This window comes from Mesorhizobium sp. WSM3879 (assembly GCF_002294915.1).
Lineage (GTDB): Bacteria > Pseudomonadota > Alphaproteobacteria > Rhizobiales > Rhizobiaceae > Mesorhizobium.
Genome location: NZ_NSFZ01000006.1, coordinates 99,411 through 116,480, shown reverse-complemented (window position 1 = coordinate 116,480; position 17,070 = coordinate 99,411). Strand labels below are relative to the sequence as shown.

14 protein-coding genes and 3 pseudogenes are annotated in these 17,070 nt (G+C 60.7%); 4 read left to right on the top strand and 13 right to left on the bottom strand.

Annotated features, from left to right (window positions below; genetic code table 11):
- Positions 1 to 47: 47 nt before the first annotated feature.
- From CK218_RS15660 to CK218_RS15630, 7 genes are all read right to left on the bottom strand, one after another.
- Complete coding sequence (locus tag CK218_RS15660) at positions 48 to 731, bottom strand: lytic transglycosylase domain-containing protein (RefSeq protein WP_095828270.1); 684 nt, start codon at positions 729 to 731, stop codon at positions 48 to 50.
- Positions 719 to 1,267 (bottom strand): S26 family signal peptidase, encoded by a 549-nt coding sequence (locus CK218_RS15655; RefSeq protein ID WP_095828269.1) that lies wholly within the window; start codon positions 1,265 to 1,267, stop codon positions 719 to 721. The genes CK218_RS15660 and CK218_RS15655 overlap by 13 nt, the downstream gene beginning before the upstream one ends.
- Positions 1,264 to 1,524, bottom strand: coding sequence for a helix-turn-helix domain-containing protein (locus CK218_RS15650; RefSeq protein ID WP_095828268.1), 261 nt, complete (start codon positions 1,522 to 1,524; stop codon positions 1,264 to 1,266). The genes CK218_RS15655 and CK218_RS15650 overlap by 4 nt, the downstream gene beginning before the upstream one ends.
- A gap of 151 nt (positions 1,525 to 1,675) precedes the next feature.
- Entirely contained in the window at positions 1,676 to 1,999 is a 324-nt protein-coding gene (locus tag CK218_RS15645) for a DUF736 domain-containing protein (protein WP_095828267.1), read from the bottom strand.
- A 538-nt stretch (positions 2,000 to 2,537) separates the two neighbouring features.
- A complete protein-coding gene (locus CK218_RS15640; RefSeq protein WP_095828266.1) occupies positions 2,538 to 4,268 on the bottom strand; it encodes a ParB/RepB/Spo0J family partition protein in 1,731 nt (576 codons plus the stop codon).
- A 79-nt stretch (positions 4,269 to 4,347) separates the two neighbouring features.
- Positions 4,348 to 4,767, bottom strand: coding sequence for a DUF2958 domain-containing protein (locus CK218_RS15635; RefSeq protein ID WP_095828265.1), 420 nt, complete (start codon positions 4,765 to 4,767; stop codon positions 4,348 to 4,350).
- A 212-nt stretch (positions 4,768 to 4,979) separates the two neighbouring features.
- Positions 4,980 to 5,942, bottom strand: a complete 963-nt coding sequence (locus tag CK218_RS15630; protein ID WP_095828264.1) for a zincin-like metallopeptidase domain-containing protein — start codon at positions 5,940 to 5,942, stop codon at positions 4,980 to 4,982.
- Between the two features lie 759 nt (positions 5,943 to 6,701).
- On the opposite strand from CK218_RS15630, the gene nodU reads away from it, so the two are divergent.
- Together nodU and CK218_RS31125 are read left to right on the top strand one after the other, a co-directional pair.
- Positions 6,702 to 8,369 carry a nodulation protein NodU gene (gene nodU, locus CK218_RS15625; RefSeq protein WP_095776591.1) on the top strand — a complete coding sequence of 556 codons (1,668 nt, stop codon included), beginning with the start codon at positions 6,702 to 6,704 and terminating at the stop codon, positions 8,367 to 8,369.
- A 681-nt stretch (positions 8,370 to 9,050) separates the two neighbouring features.
- Positions 9,051 to 9,292, top strand: a pseudogene (locus CK218_RS31125) (MFS transporter); the annotation flags it as partial.
- A 108-nt stretch (positions 9,293 to 9,400) separates the two neighbouring features.
- Here the strand turns inward: CK218_RS31125 and CK218_RS15615 are convergent.
- Together CK218_RS15615 and CK218_RS15610 are read right to left on the bottom strand one after the other, a co-directional pair.
- Positions 9,401 to 10,097: pseudogene (locus tag CK218_RS15615) on the bottom strand (MFS transporter); the annotation flags it as partial.
- Positions 10,098 to 10,307: 210 nt separating this feature from the next.
- Positions 10,308 to 11,213 carry a LysR family transcriptional regulator gene (locus tag CK218_RS15610; protein ID WP_095828263.1) on the bottom strand — a complete coding sequence of 302 codons (906 nt, stop codon included), beginning with the start codon at positions 11,211 to 11,213 and terminating at the stop codon, positions 10,308 to 10,310.
- A gap of 74 nt (positions 11,214 to 11,287) precedes the next feature.
- Here CK218_RS15610 and CK218_RS30160 point away from each other — a divergent pair.
- Positions 11,288 to 11,397, top strand: a pseudogene (locus tag CK218_RS30160) (acyltransferase); the annotation flags it as partial.
- A gap of 18 nt (positions 11,398 to 11,415) precedes the next feature.
- Here CK218_RS30160 and nolL read toward each other — a convergent pair.
- Positions 11,416 to 12,537, bottom strand: a complete 1,122-nt coding sequence (nolL, locus tag CK218_RS15605) for a nodulation factor fucose acetyltransferase NolL (protein ID WP_095828262.1) — start codon at positions 12,535 to 12,537, stop codon at positions 11,416 to 11,418.
- Positions 12,538 to 13,108: 571 nt separating this feature from the next.
- On the opposite strand from nolL, the gene CK218_RS15590 reads away from it, so the two are divergent.
- Complete coding sequence (locus CK218_RS15590) at positions 13,109 to 14,086, top strand: LysR family transcriptional regulator (RefSeq protein ID WP_095776596.1); 978 nt, start codon at positions 13,109 to 13,111, stop codon at positions 14,084 to 14,086.
- Here the strand turns inward: CK218_RS15590 and CK218_RS15585 are convergent.
- The 3 genes from CK218_RS15585 to nodB all read right to left on the bottom strand — a co-directional run bounded on the left by CK218_RS15585 (position 14,063) and on the right by nodB (position 17,024).
- Entirely contained in the window at positions 14,063 to 14,875 is an 813-nt protein-coding gene (locus CK218_RS15585) for a TIM barrel protein (protein ID WP_245435053.1), read from the bottom strand. The two genes, CK218_RS15590 and CK218_RS15585, sit on opposite strands and share 24 nt — an antisense overlap.
- Positions 14,876 to 15,131: 256 nt before the next feature.
- Positions 15,132 to 15,782, bottom strand: a complete 651-nt coding sequence (locus CK218_RS15580) for a LysE family translocator (protein WP_095776693.1) — start codon at positions 15,780 to 15,782, stop codon at positions 15,132 to 15,134.
- 594 nt (positions 15,783 to 16,376) lie between these two features.
- Positions 16,377 to 17,024, bottom strand: a complete 648-nt coding sequence (gene nodB, locus CK218_RS15575; RefSeq protein ID WP_095802358.1) for a chitooligosaccharide deacetylase NodB — start codon at positions 17,022 to 17,024, stop codon at positions 16,377 to 16,379.
- Positions 17,025 to 17,070: the final 46 nt, after the last annotated feature.

Here is a 17,070-nt window from a genome sequence, read left to right as displayed (position 1 = left end):
CTTGCCTTACGCCACTGCCCTTGTCAGCGCGCACCGCCTCCAAACTCCTAGCCATCCGGCTCCTTCGGCCGCATGTCATCCTTGCGAAGCGGCACGAGCAGATCGCCGTTTTGCGTGCCGGCGCGAACACGGTCGTGGAGGAAGAACAGCGAGCGCCCCGAGGGTGCCTTTCGCCTCTCCGGGGCGACAGATTCGCCCTTGAATTGTTTCATGTCGGTGGCCGAAATCCCCGCCGCCCTGAGCTGATCGAGGTAATCGACGGTCTCTTTCGGCAATGGCTTGCCGTGCTTCAAATGCCCTTTGTAGCGCTCGGGGCCTGCGTTGTAGGCGGCGAACAGGCCGGGGAATCCAAAGCGGTCATACATGGCCCGGAGATAGGCGGCGCCGGCGAGAATATTGTCGCGCGGATCGTGCGGATTTGGGCCGAGACCATGGGCCACGCGCATCTCCGCATAGGTGGCGGGCATCACCTGCATGAGGCCAATGGCGCCGGCGCGAGAGGTGATGGGGCGGCCGTCGCGCATGGTGTTGCCGCCGCTTTCGGCATCCATGACGGCGTAGATCCAGGCCTGCGGAACACGAAAACGCCGGCTCGCTTCCGCTACGAACTGTTGCCAGTTTCGAAGCTGCGGACTTAGGGAGATGGCGACCGGCTCGGCGCCGGTCGAGGCGGAACAGGCGCATGGCGCAATGGCGATCATGCCTAACACCAGGAGGGTCACTCGGTCCATAGCGGCACGAGCCTCCCGATGACATTGGCGGCCGGCACCGGCCCGAAATAGCGGCTGTCGAAGGAGCGACTGGTCTCGCTGCCGAGCAGGAACACCTCGGACTTCGTGAGTGCCCGGCAGCCGTTCCACCATGGCAAGGGCCGGCCTTGGGCGTCGATCTTGAGCCGGCGCGCGACGATGTCGCCGCCGATGATGATGGCGTCATGGAAGGCGCAGACATGCTCGCCGGGCAGTGCGGCAAGGCGTTTGACGAGCTTCACATTGACAGGCAGATAGCCGCGTTGGGCCGCCAGATACGCCACGTAATCAGGCGGGCGGACGAGCACCAGATCGCCCAGCGCCGGCGTGCCCGCAGCGATGCGATAGAGGCCGATCGGCGCGCTCGCCGAGGCGTTCCAGACCAGCCAGGGCGTGGGTTTTGCGAACGTGGTGAAGCCTAAAAGGCTGAGGCCAATCGTGGCAATGGCGATCGTCTTGCGGGCGCGAACGCGGCGCAGGCCGGAGCCGATCATGCGCAGAAAAGGACGCCGGGTCATGAGCGGCCCCCATCGTCGGCCGGCGTGGAACCGGCTTCGGGAGCGCCGCAGTGCGGATGGCCTTTCGACCATTCGTCGAGCTCGTCGATGTGATAGCGGACATAGCGGCCGTGCTTGCGGAATTTCGGGCCGCCGCCCTTGAGCCGCATCTTTTCGAGCGTGCGCTGGGAGAGGCCGATATAGAAGGCTGCCTGCGCGGTATTGAGAAAGGGGCTGCCCTTCTTGGCGCGGGCGGCGCGTTCGTTTTCGTCGTCCATGATTGTCCTCGTATCGCTTAAGGAGAAGCGACGGAGAGGATGGGCGAGCGAGGTCGCTGCGGGGACGGGCGAAGAGTCGGGGGCGAGTTTTCGCCGCTCTTGTCAGATGAGCCCCGCGCCGGTCGCGGCGCGGGGCTCGGAGCTCCGCCGTTTAGTCGACGGGGTTCCAGATGATGGCGTAGGTGTCGTCATCGTCCTGGCCCGCGGCGCGGCCGAGATTGGCGTAGAGCTTGCGCGGACCGAACTCCGGGGCGGCAATCGACAGGCTCACATAGTCCTTGCCGGAAGCTTCGCCCATGCGGATCCAGCCGGCGCCGACTTCGACGCCTTGCGTCAGCACCCGGAAGTCTGGATGATTGTCGGCGCTCTTGCCCTGGTTGGGCACGATGTCGATGTCGGCGCGGACGCTGAGCGTCTTGAGCTGGCCCTTGTAGCCGCCGTTTTCCTGCTTGGTGACGTATCCGATCGCGGTCATGTTAGTCTCCTGTTTTGCTGTCGCCGGGGACCATTCCCCTGCGATGGCGGACCGTGATGGGCGCGTCCGGCCCGCCTGAACCCGACAGGGCCGCAGCGACAGCGCAGGACCCGAGCGGGCGGCTTTTTTGGAGCGAAGCGGGCGCGAGGAAGCCGCCATAGGCGGCGGGGAAAAAAGCTGCTGGCCGAGGGTTTCGGGCGGGTCGGAACCGCCCATAGGTCGACAAGCCAACCGCAGGGAAATGGTCCTGAAAGACGCTTGGGAGACAGATCGCGCGATCGGCTGACACGATCCCCAAGCAACATGGCGGGTACCGGGCTTGGCACGGGTTCAGACACCGCAGCCAGCGACGACGTGCCTAACCCGAGTGGCGCCTCGGCGAGCATTCCGGCCTGGCACAGGGCTGGCGAGGGCATCGATTTGCGTCGGACCACCACATGCAGTGCGCGCTTCAAAAATCGCGAAAGTGCAACCGGTTCTGCCCGAGAGGTGCCCCAAGCGGCGGCTTTCGAAATGCCGCCGCTTGAGGCTTGGCCGGTCACTCCGACACGAACAGGTGCCGGACCTTGGCCCACTGATCGGCGGTGCGGAAGCCGCCGCGCGCTGTGTAGCTTTCGGCGGGGAATTTCATCCAGCGCGGCAGCCAGCTTTCCACCTTCTCTCGGCCGTTCTCGCCGGCAAGGAAGTCGCGGATGATCTTCTTTTGCGTCTTGACCTTCTCCAAGACATTGCCGTCGGCGACAGGCTTGCCGCCGATGTCGGCGAGCATGGCATTGGCGACTTCCTTGTCGCGCAGTAGCTCGAAGAACGCCTCGTCCGCTTGCCAGAAAGCAGCCATGTCGACGTTCAGATTATGCCCAAGCGCCTCAATGACGGCGCTGCCGGCCTCGAGCGTCTCGGCCATGACAAGGCTGAGAACGCGCAAGACATCGTCATCGGAGAGCGCCAGCAAGCGGGCAAAGACGCTGGCGAAAGCAAGGGCGTCGCCGTGGCCGCCGGTGAGCGGGCCATCATCGTTCGCCTGCCCAATCAGCGCCAAAACCTCACCCCGCTTTTCGGCGAAGGCGGCTTCGGCCTTGCAGGTGGCGAGGCTGGCGGCGACCGTCTCGTTCGCCGCGCGCTGCGGCTCGCGGCGCACCTGCCACAGGCTTGAACCGGAAATCGCATGCGCCACCATGAGGCGCATTGCGATGGCGGGATGATCGAGCAAGGCGGTGCGCACGGCACCGTGACGATGCAGATCGACATAGTTCTGCATCGGGCCGGTGAGTTCAGGCCGCGACGGCTTGAGGACCTGTTCGTCCGGCTCTCCGCCCTCGTCATCGGCGCGGGCGCGCCGCGCTTCCTTGCGCGAAAGCCAGCCCTCGTGACACTCGACCTCGCCGCGATGCGAGACGGTGATGACGACCTTGCCGCCCTTCTTCTTTGGCGTTTTCTCGTGGTCCCAGGAATGAAAATACTGCCCCGGTTCGAGCACCGTCACTTCGCTCCATCCAGCCTCGATATAGGCGTCGCGTCTGGCCGCGATCGCCTCGTTCTGCTTCAGCCAAAACACGTCGGCATCGGCAAAATAGCTGTCCTGGCCGAACAGATCGGAGACGACCATGCCCGGATAGTCCTCGATGGCGAACAGCGCCACCTTGATGGAAATCGACTGGCCGCCGAACAGCCATTGTTTCAGCTGGTAGCCGCGCGGCGCGTATTGCTCGGGGTCGGCATAAAGCGCCAGCCAGTCCTTCTGCTGCGCTTTCGAAGCCATGGTGAGATAGCGCGCCGTCTCGGCGTCCATCTCCTCGCCGCGGTATGCTTCGCGGATCTTGGGGAGAAGCTCGCCGAGTGCCAGGATGCGCTTCACCTGAAGCTCGGTGATGCCGAAGGTGGCGGCGATGTCGGCAATGGAGCGGCCTTCTTTGATCAGCCGCGAGAAGGTTTCCCATTGCGAGACCTCGTCGGGGTCGAGGCGAGCGATGTTTTCGATGAGCGAGGCTTCGAGCGCATCGGCGTCGTCGCCGTCCTCCATGATGGCGCAGGGCAAGGCGTCGCTCTCGCCTCGCTCGTCTGCGAGCGACTTGGCGGCGAAATAGCGTCGCCGTCCGGCGACGACTTCGAAGCTTTCCGGCGTCCCGTTGGGCCGCACAAGAAGCGGCACGAGAACGCCGCGCGCGCGAACGGACGGCAGGATATCGGAGATGTCCGGCGCGCGTTTGCCGTGGCGCATGTTGAGGGCGGAAATGTTGAGCCTATCAAGCGGAATATGAGCAAGCTGCATGATCTGTCTCCTTCGGTTTGGTTGAGGTTCTCCCGCCGCAAAGGCCGCAAGGCCGGCGCGGCGGGACGGTTTTCGCGCCCTAGCGGCGCGGTTGTTCCGCCGTGTCAGGCGGAAGCTCGGAATGGGGGCTTGCAAGCGCGTCTGCTACCTGCCGCAGCAGCCGCTCGTCCTGGGTAATGCGGCAACACAGCCGAGCGGCTTCGGCGTAGACGGAGAGCGGAAACTCGGCCTTGAAATAGCGGTCGCGCTCGATGCCGAGGCCAAGCTGGCCCTTGACGCTTTGCAGTTCGGCAAGGCTGACGCTGCCGAGTTCGGGAAAGCCGACGCCGAGATCGCAAAGGCCGAACAGCGTGTCGCCGTCGGCGGCGAGTTCGCTCAAGAGCCAGGTTGCTGCCCCGGTCGGATCGAACAGTTTTACGACCGGAACATGGTCGGTTTCGGTGTCGGAAGCGCCATTGGCGAGGAGACGGGCGCAAAGGTCGTCGGTGATCAGGATCATTGCGGAATTCCTGTCAAAACGGGTCGAGTTCATTGCGCGCGCCTTCGTCGAAAAGGCCGATATCGAGCGGCTTTCGTGCCTTGCGCGGTCGCATCGGCGCGTGAATGAGAAGCGAAAAGCCGGTCGCGCGTGGTGACTGGCCGGACACGGGATGAGCGTCTGCTCGCCTTCCGGCGTCGTGTCGGGCGGCAGCGTATGAGGATCGTGCGCGCTCACGCCGCGATCTCCTCACGGTCCGAGTCTTCAGTGCTGGGGATAGAGCAGAGCAGCAAATCGGCGGCTTTCGAGGCTTGGCTGGCGGCGCGGAAAATGGCGCGGTTGTCCTCGCGCAGCACGGCGAGCCATGAGCCGATGTAATCGGCATGGCGCACGGTCGGCTCGATACCGAGACTGCTGCAGACGAAGGCTGCGCAGATTTCTGCGACCAGTTCCTCTCGCGCATAGACCTTCGAGCCGAAGGAGCCGGAAAGGTCGCGCGCAAGCCGGGTTGGATGGCCGGTCCAGTGGCCAAGCTCGTGGAAGCAGGTGCGGTAATAGTCGATCTGGTGAAAGAAAGCAGGCTGCGGCGGCACTTGAATGAAGTCGCTGCCCGGCATGTAAAAAGCGCGATCGCCGCCGATGCGGAAGTCAGCGCCGCAGCCGTGAATCAGCGCCTCGGCCTGCGGAGCGATCTGACGCTGGGGCAGCGGTTTGGCGGCGGCATAAAGATGATCCGGCAGGTTGTCGCATTGCGCGACATTGAAGACGGTGAAGCGCTTCAAAAAGGGCACGGCGTGCGGTTCGTCGCCGTCCGTCTTGGCGCGTTCCTTTTCCTCCTTGGGAACAAAGCGGTCAGCGTGGACGATGGTCGTGCCGTGTTCGCCCTTCCTGACATTGCCGCCGAGCGCTTGAGCCTGCCGGAAGGTCAGCCAGTTCTGGCTGGCATACCCGCGCTCGAAGACAGCGCCCCAAAGGATCAGGATGTTGATGCCGGAATAGGCGCGACCGGTGGCCGCGTTGCTGGGCAGGCCGAGGCCGGCCTTGGCGCTGCCCCATGGCTTGACCCATGGCACGGTGCCGCGCTCCAGCTCGGCGATGATGCGATCAGTGATTTCCTGATAAAGGCTGGCGCTCGTGCGCCCGCCCCTGCCCGCGCCAGCCTCTTGGCTACCGGAACGCTCGTATTTTGCACCCATCGTCTGGTCCTCCGCTCCTAATCCCGCGCCCTCCCCGGAAGCGGGGTGGGCGGCGAAAGCGACCGGAAAGGCCCGACGTCCAAGGCGGACCGCATCCGAAGGACCGGAACGAAGAGGCGGACCCGAAGCGAAGCGAAGGGTTGCGGGACGCCGCGGCGGGCCTAGAAGGGAGTGCCGCCCACCGCGCGCCACCGGGGAAGGCCAGTACAAGAAACCACGCCGGCCCAAAGGCCGGCGACCGTCAGCAGCCGACAGGCTGCCCCGCGCCAGGGGGCGAAGCCGCAGGGCCGAGACCGCCTGAGCTTGCCGAAGAAAGTGGGCTCGGTTCACGAGCACCCGGCGCGCGCCTCAGGCGCGCGGGCGCTGAGCAGTGCCGATGGCGTCAAGGCGACCGCTGCGCCCTTGGCGGCTTACTAAGCCTATGGCGTCAATTACCATAGGACTCTCTTTGCGAAAGAGGCTGCGCCGCGATGCGGTCGCCCGCTTCTTCGCCAATTTGCCGGCGTGTCTGGTCGGCATGGAGGCTTTGAATGGGGCGCGCTATTGAGCTCGCGTGCTCACTAAGCTTGGCCACCAGGCGCCTGTGAGCATGTGCCCCGATATCCACGCCATGGATGCACTATATCCAAACAATCAAGTTTACCGATGGGTTCTCATACTGCATAGCGCATTGCTTGAAAGCGTATGCCCGATGCTTTCCAGCTCACGTTCGTCGGTCGTCCTAAGTTGTTCCACAGCTAACTTTGACATGGATCTATTATGCGAATTTGCGGTATTAAGCTAACGCACGACGGGGCAATCGCTGTCGTCGAGGACGGCCGATTGGCCTTCTGCATCGAGCAGGAAAAACTCGACAATAATCCTCGATATCAATCCATTGATCGTCTTGAAACGATTGTTGCCGCCTTAGCGGAGCATGGCCTGGATCCGCGCGATGTAGACCGGTTCGTCATCGATGGCTGGGACGGTGAGATCGAGTCGCAATTCGAGGTTGTTAGTGAGGGCACACCAGTCACTCTCAACGGGGCACCATATGTGGAGCGGGATCCTAAAAGTCCCCTGACAGCTTGTCATGGCTCAGGCCTCGTGCTGGGCGGCGGGGTATTTTGTTATGAAAGCTATCCGCATGTCCTTGGCCACGTAGCTTCCGCATACTGCACCAGTTCATTCGCCAAAGCCAAAGAACCTGCCCTTTGCCTGGTATGGGACGGCTTCATCTTCCCGCGGCTTTACTACGTGGAACCAAGCGGAGTGCGGTTTATCGAATGCCTGTTTCCGATGATGGGTCATGCCTATGCCGCCGCGGGCCAACACTTCGGTCCTTACAGGCAGGAAACGAGGACCGGCTGGAATCTGGATATCGCCGGCAAGCTGATGGCCTATATCGCGCTCGGATCTGTCAGCGAAAAGATCGTGACAGTATTTGGGGAACTTTACGACCAACATTTCGCCGGTGACACGAAGCTTGCTATTGAATATAGAAACAACAGCCGCTCCGAGGACGCGTTACTCACGGCCGTGCATGATTTCTTCGATGCAGCCGAGGCACGGCTGGTCGCCGAGACACCTGAGGACATACTTGCTTCGTTTCATGCCTTTCTCGAGCGTCTTCTGGTTCGCGAAATGGCAATCGCGCTGCGTGGGCTCTCGGTTGCCGGAACGCGAAACCTGTGCATCGCCGGGGGATGCGGGCTGAATATCAAATGGAACAGCGCACTTCGGGCGAGTGGTTTGTTCGATACAGTTTGGGTGCCTCCGTTCCCAAACGACAGCGGGTCGGCGCTCGGTGCCGCTTGCTGCGCGCTGGCTGCCGACAAAGGCTTCGTTCACCTCGATTGGTCGGTCTACAGCGGACCAAACATGAAGGATGGCCCCGTGTCGCCGGGATGGCAGGCTGCTCCATGCAGCGTGGCAGAACTGGCCAGCGTGCTCGCCGACGGCAAGCCTGTCGTTTTCCTCACTGGCCGTGCAGAGCTTGGTCCACGAGCCTTGGGAGGCAGAAGCATCCTGGCCGCCGCGACTTCGCCCCAAATGAAGGACCACCTCAACAAAGTAAAACGTCGAGAGCACTTCCGGCCGGTAGCGCCAATATGCTTGGAGGATCGCGCAGTTGATATATTTGAACCTGGCACGCCTGATCCCTACATGCTGTTCGATCACCGAACACGTTCGGAGTGGAAAGAGAAAATCCCGGCAGTCATTCATCTCGACGGGACTGCACGACTACAGACAGTTTCTAGAAAATCTGATCACCCAATTGCAGAGCTCCTGGTCGAATACGAACAACTCACCGGCATTCCGCTGCTCTGCAACACGAGTGCCAACCTAAACGGACGGGGCTTCTTTCCCGATGCCTCGGCAGCGTGTGAGTGGGGATGCGTGGACCACGTTTGGTGCGATGGGTTGCTGTTGACCAAGACGGGCTAGTCGCCGCTCCGGTCTTCAATAAGGCTGGCTGTGTGTGCAGGGTCAATCGCGCCTGGTTTGGCGCGTGCATGCGGCATCATCGGGCAGCGTAGCCGGCGTCACAAGCCCGTGGCCGGTCGAAGGATAGGGCATGAAGGCTCTCCTCACGGTATTTCTCGTCAGGATTCGACAACCGCCACGCCGCCAATCGTTGGTCAATCACCGCTGAGCTCGTGAAGCACTGCTGACGACGCCCACTACAAAATTGTCGGAGCAAGTTGCGCGCCGATCGCCGTGCCGTTTGCCTTTGACCATTGCCCCAGTACGGGCAGACGGCCGAGGCGATCTTTTGGTCGCGCTTGCAACATTCTTGTCCGCCTTCGGGCCCAAAAAAAGTTTTTCGGATGGGCGCGCCCGCGAGCAAATCAAGGCATCTCGATCATGCAACGATCCTGACGCCCAGCCGAACTCGATCCTTACCACGTGCAGACCGGCGCGGTGCTGATGAGCGGGAGGCGTCAAAGACCTTCCTCGACGGGGGAGCAGCAACAGCGCAATGGTAGAGGTGCGATGGCCGCGTCATCCCAGATCCCCGGCCTGCGCACGCAATCACCCACTAAAAAAACGCGGTCGATGCAGGTCCCAACTCCCGAGCATGCCGAGAACGCCGGTGGACTGATGGCCGCAACGTTCCAAGTGGCCATCGCGCTGGGAGCATCGGCGTGGGCCGCGGTGATTGCGGTTTCGTATGGGGCTTTGCCTTCGGCGGGGTGCCGGTGGGTATGCAGACATGGATGGTGCTGCGCGCCGCTGCAGCCGGCGCGGTTTTCGGCGGACTACTCGTGGACAATGCCGGCGTGGCCAGTGTTTTTGCCTACAGCGCCGTAGCCTCGTTCCTCGCTGCCCTGACGGTGTTCTTGCTCGGCCCCAAGCGCGATGCCTAGACCGTTGAAAGAGGCCGTAAGTGAAAGCGCGGGGATAGATGCAATCAGATCGGCCGCGCGGTCCGATCCTGCGCACGATCTTTGGCGGTTGCAGGCTTCGCAATCGGCCCCGGACGCCGCCAGCAGGACGACCAAAATCGCGACTTTGATCCTCGGGTTCCTGGCCACGTCCAGCAGACGGCGAAAGCTGGCCGGTCCCATCGGAGGCAGCCTCGGAAGGGTCACGAGTTGCACTATCAGTGTAATGGCGGCTACGACCGCAGCGATGATGAAGGCGGTTCGCCATTCCCAGATGTCGCCGACATAGGCGCCGATAGGAGCCGCGCAGACTTTAGCGACGGTAACGCCGGTGAGGATGATCGACATGGCGCGCTGCAGGAAGGTGACTTGGAACGAGCCGCATCGCCAGCGCTGCTGAAATCGACCAGAAGCCTCCGATCGCTATTCCGAGCACGACGCGGGCGGTCACAAGAACCGGCAGCGACCCCGCGACGGCCGATAGAACGTTCGACAGGATCAGCAGCAGCGTCATCGCCCACATGACGATCCTGCGGTCAAGGCGATTTGTGATGATGGCCATCGTCGGCGCGGCGATGGCACCGACGATTGCAGGTCGCTGTCAGCGCCTGTCCAACTGCACCCTCGGTGATACCGAGATCATGCGCGAGCGGCGTCAGCACGCTGGCAGGCAGAAACTCTGCCGCCACAAGCCCGAAGGTGCCTAAGGCAAGCGAGATGACCGCACCGCAGGGCGGGACCCGACCGTTGATTTTGGCTGTTCTGGGTCATGCAGAACTCCGTCCATGTATATCGCGGATTCCGTCATGAACCGGGTCTCCAGTTTCGATGCGCACGCCGCGTGACCTCCGGGAAGCACCCGGGGACAGTGGGGAAGCCAGCACCACACCGTCATGCCAAAATCATCGAAGAGCCAGGCCCAATTTTTTGCGCGCCGTTTGCACCCGTACGAGGCGCTGAGTAAAATCCAGACCTGGACCAGGGAGCACCCGCGACTTCACATGCGGGACGCCTCCTGCAACATTATCTGCCGCATCCAGGTACTTGCTGGATCGCTGTTGTGAAGGGTGGGCCATTGGACGGCCTCGGTGAACGTGGGTAGTGGCCGCGGAAGTTCGACGATCCGCAAGGGAAAGGTGTTTTTGAAATGCTGAACCAGCCGGAGCGGCATGGTCGCTATACGAGATGTGCCGGAGACCATCGGCGGGATCATGCTAAAAGCCTGAACGATGATCTCGACACGCCTCTTGAGGCCATTCTCAAGCAAAAACCGTTCCTCGATGGATGGCATCTGCGCGCGGCCGAGCCTGAACGCAATGTGCTTCATCGTCACGTATCTCTCAAATGTAAGCTGCCCTGGCAATTGCTTGTTCGTGGGGCAGCCGACGCACACGAATGTCTCGTCGAATAGCGCCGCTCTTGGATGCGCGCTCGACATGAACAATTCGGGAAGGATCAGAAAATCAACGTCACCGCGCCGGAGAAGATCGTCCGGATCGTCGTCGAGCGGCAGCAATTCGAAGCTGATGGCGGGTGCTACGCGTGCAACACGCTCCACGACCTTTTCAAAAAACACAAGTGTGACGAAATCCGAAACCATGATCCGGAAGCGGCGATCGGATTGAGCCGGCTTAAACGGCTCCCAAGAAATAATCGAGCACTGGATGTGCAGGAGTGCGCCGCGAACTGCGGGAGCGAGTGTTTCCGCACGCGGGGTTAGAACACGTTCGCGTCCGCTCATCGTAAACAGTTCATCGTTGAAATAATGGCGCAGCCGCCCGACGGCCGCGCTCATGGCAGGCTGGCTCAGGTTGATGCTGTTTGCCGCCGCCGTGAGGTTGCGCTCGGTCAGCAGTGCGTCGAGCACGACGAGAAGGTTCAGATCAAGGCCTTTGAAGCGCATGCCTCATCCGTCCGCAACGTGGTTGCTTGTCATCGCGACCATTGCGTAAGTCCCACTCAGAGGTGTTGTGTCTTGACCTGCCGCCCACGCGTGTGGAGGAAGTGCTCGGGTTATGCCGATTGCGCGGCCGATCAGCGAATGGCCGGCGTGTACAACTGTTGATCGGACAGGTCCGGAGCTATGAACTGAATTTTTCACGTGGCTAATTGATCACAGATTGAGGTTTGAGCAGGCTTGGGCGTGGCGGCGCTCCGACAACGATCTGCGACACATATCCAAGGTCGCCCACAAACTTGCGAATTGCCATCGCTGTTACGACAATGGCCACTCCAAGAACACTTGCGAACGCGATTCTGGTCGTGAGATTCCAGACTTCTCCAAACTGTATAAAATCCGTGAGGCGAAACACGGCACCCTGTACCAGGTAAAGCAGCAGCGTGCTCTGACCAAGCTCGACCGCTACAAAGTGAGCTATTCTGGTCGAATACCCGATTCTCCAGCATTGCAACATAAACTGCATTGCCACTGCAGAAGCCGCCGCAGAGCCGGCGAACATTAGCAATACTTGTTTAGCTGACCGTTCATCATTGATTAACACGAGATTGTTGAAGGCGTAGGTCTGCTTATCCCACCATAGCAAGCATATGAAAGCTGCTATCGAAAGTAGGAACAAAAATATTGATTTGTGGGTCCAGCTAATACTTTCTTGCCACCCTTTCGACTGGGCAAAAAAGAAACCCAAACAATAAAATGGGTATGTGTATCTTAACGACGGGATTATCGATGATGTGATGGGGGCGATTGCGACCGCAATTGCAGATGCGCTTATGATCCACATCGATAGACGATTGAAAGTTGTAAAAAACTTAACCAGGACGAACGACGTAAACGCCGCCCATATGAACCAGTATGTTCCAATGACCTCATTCAAAAGATCCAACAACCCACCAGTTAAACTCTTCGTCGGGACCATCACGGTGGACTTTAGCGTCCAAATTAACGCACACCAAAAAAGCATTGGCAGCAGTAGCTGGGTTGCTCGATTGCGGACTCCCTGAATGAATGGTTTTCGCAAAATTGCCGCAGAAGATAGATAGCCGCTTATGGCCATAAAGAGAGGCATATGAAATATGTATATCGACTTGAAATACGGCGACAGCCAGAAGGCGTCAGTGCCTCGATAAATGCAATATTGTAATAAGTGCCCAATTATCACTAAAGTAATGAGTATACCTTTGGCGAAATCAAAGCTTGGGTCTCGGTTGTTTGTTCCGGCTGGGCGCGAGTCGCGTGCTTTCGCTCCGATTGTTATGTGATCAAGCATCAGACTCCAGCCTATCTATCGCATTGCTACGTGCCGTCTGCGGGCACGGCGAGCGGGCCAGTTTCGGCGCAAAGGATCGAAACTGACGGGGATCGGGCATGGTATTGTGGGGCGATCGGCTGCAAGCGAGCGGACAAAATCTCAGCGCCTGATCGCTACCTCGATCGCGGCGGCGGTCGCGATCATGTGCGGCGACGCGAACGCACGGCACTATTGCCGTCAGGCGGTCTCTGCAGAACTTCTCAAGGTGGTTCCACAGAGCGTGCCGAACCGTGCCGAAAGCGAATGGAATGTCAGGCTGCTGCGGTGGGACACGCATGACGCGGATAGAATGGCTCATTCCGAGTCTCTCAAGATCCGACTTGCACCGTTGTACAATCCGAGTTCGCCTACCAAGAAATCAACCTCGCCGACCGTGAGGAAACGGCGCAGCAGGTCCAAGTGAGCCGCTACGCCGTGCAGTGGCGTGATCGGGTGCATCTCGGGTGCGGTCATCTATGCAGCGCCATGGAAGTTTGGTAAAATCGATTGTTTAGATCGTGAGCATCCACGCTATGGATAAGTGAAAGCCATGCGCTTCAAGGGCCTTGATCTGAACCTTCTCGTCGTGCTCGACGCACTGCTGAGCGAGCGCAACCTCACGGCGGCGGCAGACAGCATCAACCTGAGTCAGCCGGCCATGAGCGCGGCCGTCGGCCGGCTGCGGGATTATTTCAACGATGAACTGTTTACGATGAGCGGACGCGAACGTGTTCTAACGCAGCGTGCGGAGACACTCGCTCCCGCAGTTCGCGGCGCACTCCTGACAATCCAATCCTCGATTATTTCTTGGGATCCGTTTAACCCGGCTCAATCCGATCGCCGTTTCAGGATCATTCTTTCCGATTTCGTCACACTCGTGTTTTTTGAAAAGGTCGTGGAGCGTGTTGCACGCGAAGCACCCGGCGTCAGCTTCGAATTGCTGCCGCTCGACGACGATCCGGATGAGCTTCTCCGGCGCGGCGACGTCGATTTCCTGATTTGTCCCGAATTGTTCATGTCGAGCGCGCATCCAAGAGCGGCGCTGTTCGACGAGACACTCGTGTGCGTCGGCTGCCCCACGAACAAGCAGCTGCCAGGGCAGCTTACCTTCGAGAGCTACATGTCTATGAGGCACGTTGCGGTCAAGTTCGGCCATGCGCTGACGCCATCCATGGAGGAACGGTTTTTGCTTGAGCATGGTCTCAAGAGACGTATCGAGATCGTCGTACAGGCTTTTAGCATGATCCCGCCGATGGTCTCAGGCACAGCTCGTATCGCCAGCATGCCCTTCCGGCTGGTTAAATATTTCGAAAAAACCTTGCCCCTGCGGATCGTCGAACTTCCGCTGCCGCTTCCCGCATTCACCGAGGCCGTCCAGTGGCCCGCCCTTCACAACAGCGATCCGGCAAGCATCTGGATGCGAGAGGTGTTGTTACAGGAGGCGTCCCGAATGACTTCTCCGCCGGACGCCAAAGGGCGCCGCAGGCACCCCCACACCCGCGTCTCAGGCCGCCAGTCGGGTCAATAGCCCGTGTCGGACTAGATCGATGCTTGCGGCAAGTGCGCCTGCGAAGTCGTCGAGCGGGTGGGCTGCATCGACAAACGGTGCGAATGAGAAGGGGCCCCCATAACCGCCATCAAGCAGCGCCCGGATCTGGCTGCCATTGTCGGAACCTGCCAGGACGCGATCCGGGTAAATCCAGTGGATTGGATCGTTCACTCTTGAAATGTGCACTAGACCGGTCAGCTCGCAGGAGAAGAACGTCTCCCCGGCGAGCGTGTGATGGAACGTGTCGTGCACGAGTCGGAATACCGATTGGCCATCAACAGCGGCGATGGCCTTAGCCGCTTCGTTCTTCGATCGAAGCGAGCAGGTTTGGAAGCCCAGCGGCTCGACGAGACCGATCAGACCGCGCGACTGGAGGATCGGCTTGAGCGCCTTCAAGGCGGCGTGGAGATCGCCCCGGCGCTCGCCATTGGCGGGCCAGGAACCGTCGTTGACCGGGACCAGCATGAGCATCTTGGCTCCGCAGGCGGCCGCGTAATCGGCGAGTTTGCTCGCCTCGGCCTTGCGGGCGGGTGTCCACTCATTGAAGCGCTGCAAGGCATTGACGGAAAGAATCCCAACGCCTGCTTCGGCGGCGGCAGACCGGACCTCCGCTGCCGGGATGCCGAGTGCAACCGCATTGCTGCGCGGCTGGCCGCGGATCTGGACCTCGGTCAGCCCCTGGTCGCGGGCAAAAGCGAAAAGTGCCCCGACGTCAAGTCCGGGTGTCGCCATATGATCGAGTGCAAAGCGGGGCGATGCTTGGCGCATGGGTTGGTTTTCCTTCCAGGAAACGGAAGCCATTCTCGGCTGACTTGTCTTCTACCGTCCGTTGATATGCGAGGGCCGAAATGATCTTCATGCGGGAGGCGAGTCGGTCGAGCTCACGCTTCTCTCACTGTGGTGCCGCGCCTTCCGAGAAATTGCCTGAATAGGTGCAATGACCGAAGCTGGCTCGGGCCATCCATCTGCTTGCGCAAGCTAACCCGCCAACCCACAGAGACGGCCAACCGATCGGATTCACAATTCAGGCAGCCGGGTTCTTGGCCAGAGCGAGGCCTACGCCCAGCGCGATCATCGCGCCGCCCGACGCTTCCCTTAGGCGGCGGATCAACCCGGGACGCGCTGCCGCGCCGTCTTGAATGCCGCTGGCCAGGAAGGCAACCACGATGTCGGCAAGCGTGTTGAGTGCAATCGACAAGGAGCCAAGCACCACGAATTGCAGAGCTACGAACCCTGCGCTCGGGTTCACGAACTGCGGAAGGAAGGCTAAAAAAAACGCTGCCGTCTTCGGGTTGAGAGCCTCGACCAGCACCCCTTCACGAAATGCCCGCCGGGGTCCGACTGGACTCACCCGGTCGCCGTCATGGCCGCCAGTCGCTCCCTTGCGGCGGGCGGTTTGAAAGGTGCGCAAGCCCAGCCAGACGAGGTAGACCGCGCCGAACAGCTTTAATGCAGAGAACAGTTCCGAGCTCCCGAGCACGATCGCGGAGACACCTAAGCTTGCGGCGAGGACATGGATCATGCCCCCTACCCCGGTGCCGAAGCTGGAAGCGATACCTTCCGCACGACCGCCGGCAAGCGTGCGCGCGGCAACGTAGAAGATGCCCGGACCTGGCGTGATGGCGAGCATGAAGGCCGCGGCGAGATACAGGGCGAACGGGGTCAGTTCTGGCATCATGGTCGATTCCAACGAGGTTCACGATTATTTGGGATGAGCGCGGCGATCTCTCGGTCAGATGCCCGCCCGCTCGCTGCAAGCCCTCCTTGCGTTACCAGTCAGCTACTGGCAATCTGACCTGCTGAAAACAGCCAGTCAGAAGCTATCGACGTGGTCCAGTTGACGAAAGACGGCATCGCGCCGATCCGATCAGGGACAGATCCCGCGGCGGGGTCGGCGAGTCTGGCAACAGCCTGCGTCCTTCGCAGCCGAGCGGTGGTGCATATCCCGCAACGACGGCAACGGCGGCTAGTTTCCCAAACCTTGTGGCCCGCGATCACGCAGGAATGTGGTATAGGCCTCTGGCAAGCCCAATGAATTGAGCTAACGCAAAATGAGCCATGTTAAAACAACCTCCAGGAGAGCGCGTCGGCCAGGCAATGCCAAGAGCGTGCGCGGGTCCGGCAGGTGACAACTACCTTCCACGCTTAAGCGAACGGTCGCAGTTCGTCCGAGGTCGACGAAGTGCTTGTGCGCAGGGCGTAAACGGCCTGCAAGCCTTCATGCGCGAGATCACAAGGTTCTGGCGGGAAGCAGGTCCAATCCGGCATTTCAGTGATGTTCTGGTAGCGAGCGAATTTCATATCCGCGGGCATGTAATGCCGGAATCAGATTGGACAGCGCCATAACGGTCTGGTCGCGCAGACTGGCTTGAGTGCTGGACTCGTCGGGAGGGCAACCGTCATGCAAGAGCACGATTGCGCCAGGCCGGACCGAAGCGAGCACTGCATCGACGATTGCGTCGGTGCCGGGCCGCGCCCAGTCCTTTGGGTCTATCGACCAATGAAGGGCGGCCAGCCCGGCGATCTCTGACGCAGTGAACACTTCTTCGCTCCAGGCGCCGTATGGCGCGCGAATGTAGCGGATCGAGGCCTGCGGGCATGCTGCCATAATGGCACGGTTGGCCTCAAATACCTCACGTTGCACTTCACCCAAGTCGCATTTGGACAGATCTGGATGAGACATGGTGTGGTTGCCTACCTCGTGCCCTTCTGCGATCATTCGCTGGATGAGATCCGGGTGCTCTGCGGCACAGGCACCGATGGCGAAGAAAGTCGCTGGCACCCCATTTTGCGCCAGCACATCGAGTATCTGTGGCGTGAAAAATGGATCGGGACCGTCGTCAAACGTCAGATAAACGCTCCGACTTCCATCAGCGCATTCACTCTGCACCTCCCATCTTTCATCATGATATTTCATAGCTCTGGATCCTTCCGGTCAATTGTTGTACCGGCCATTTGCTCAT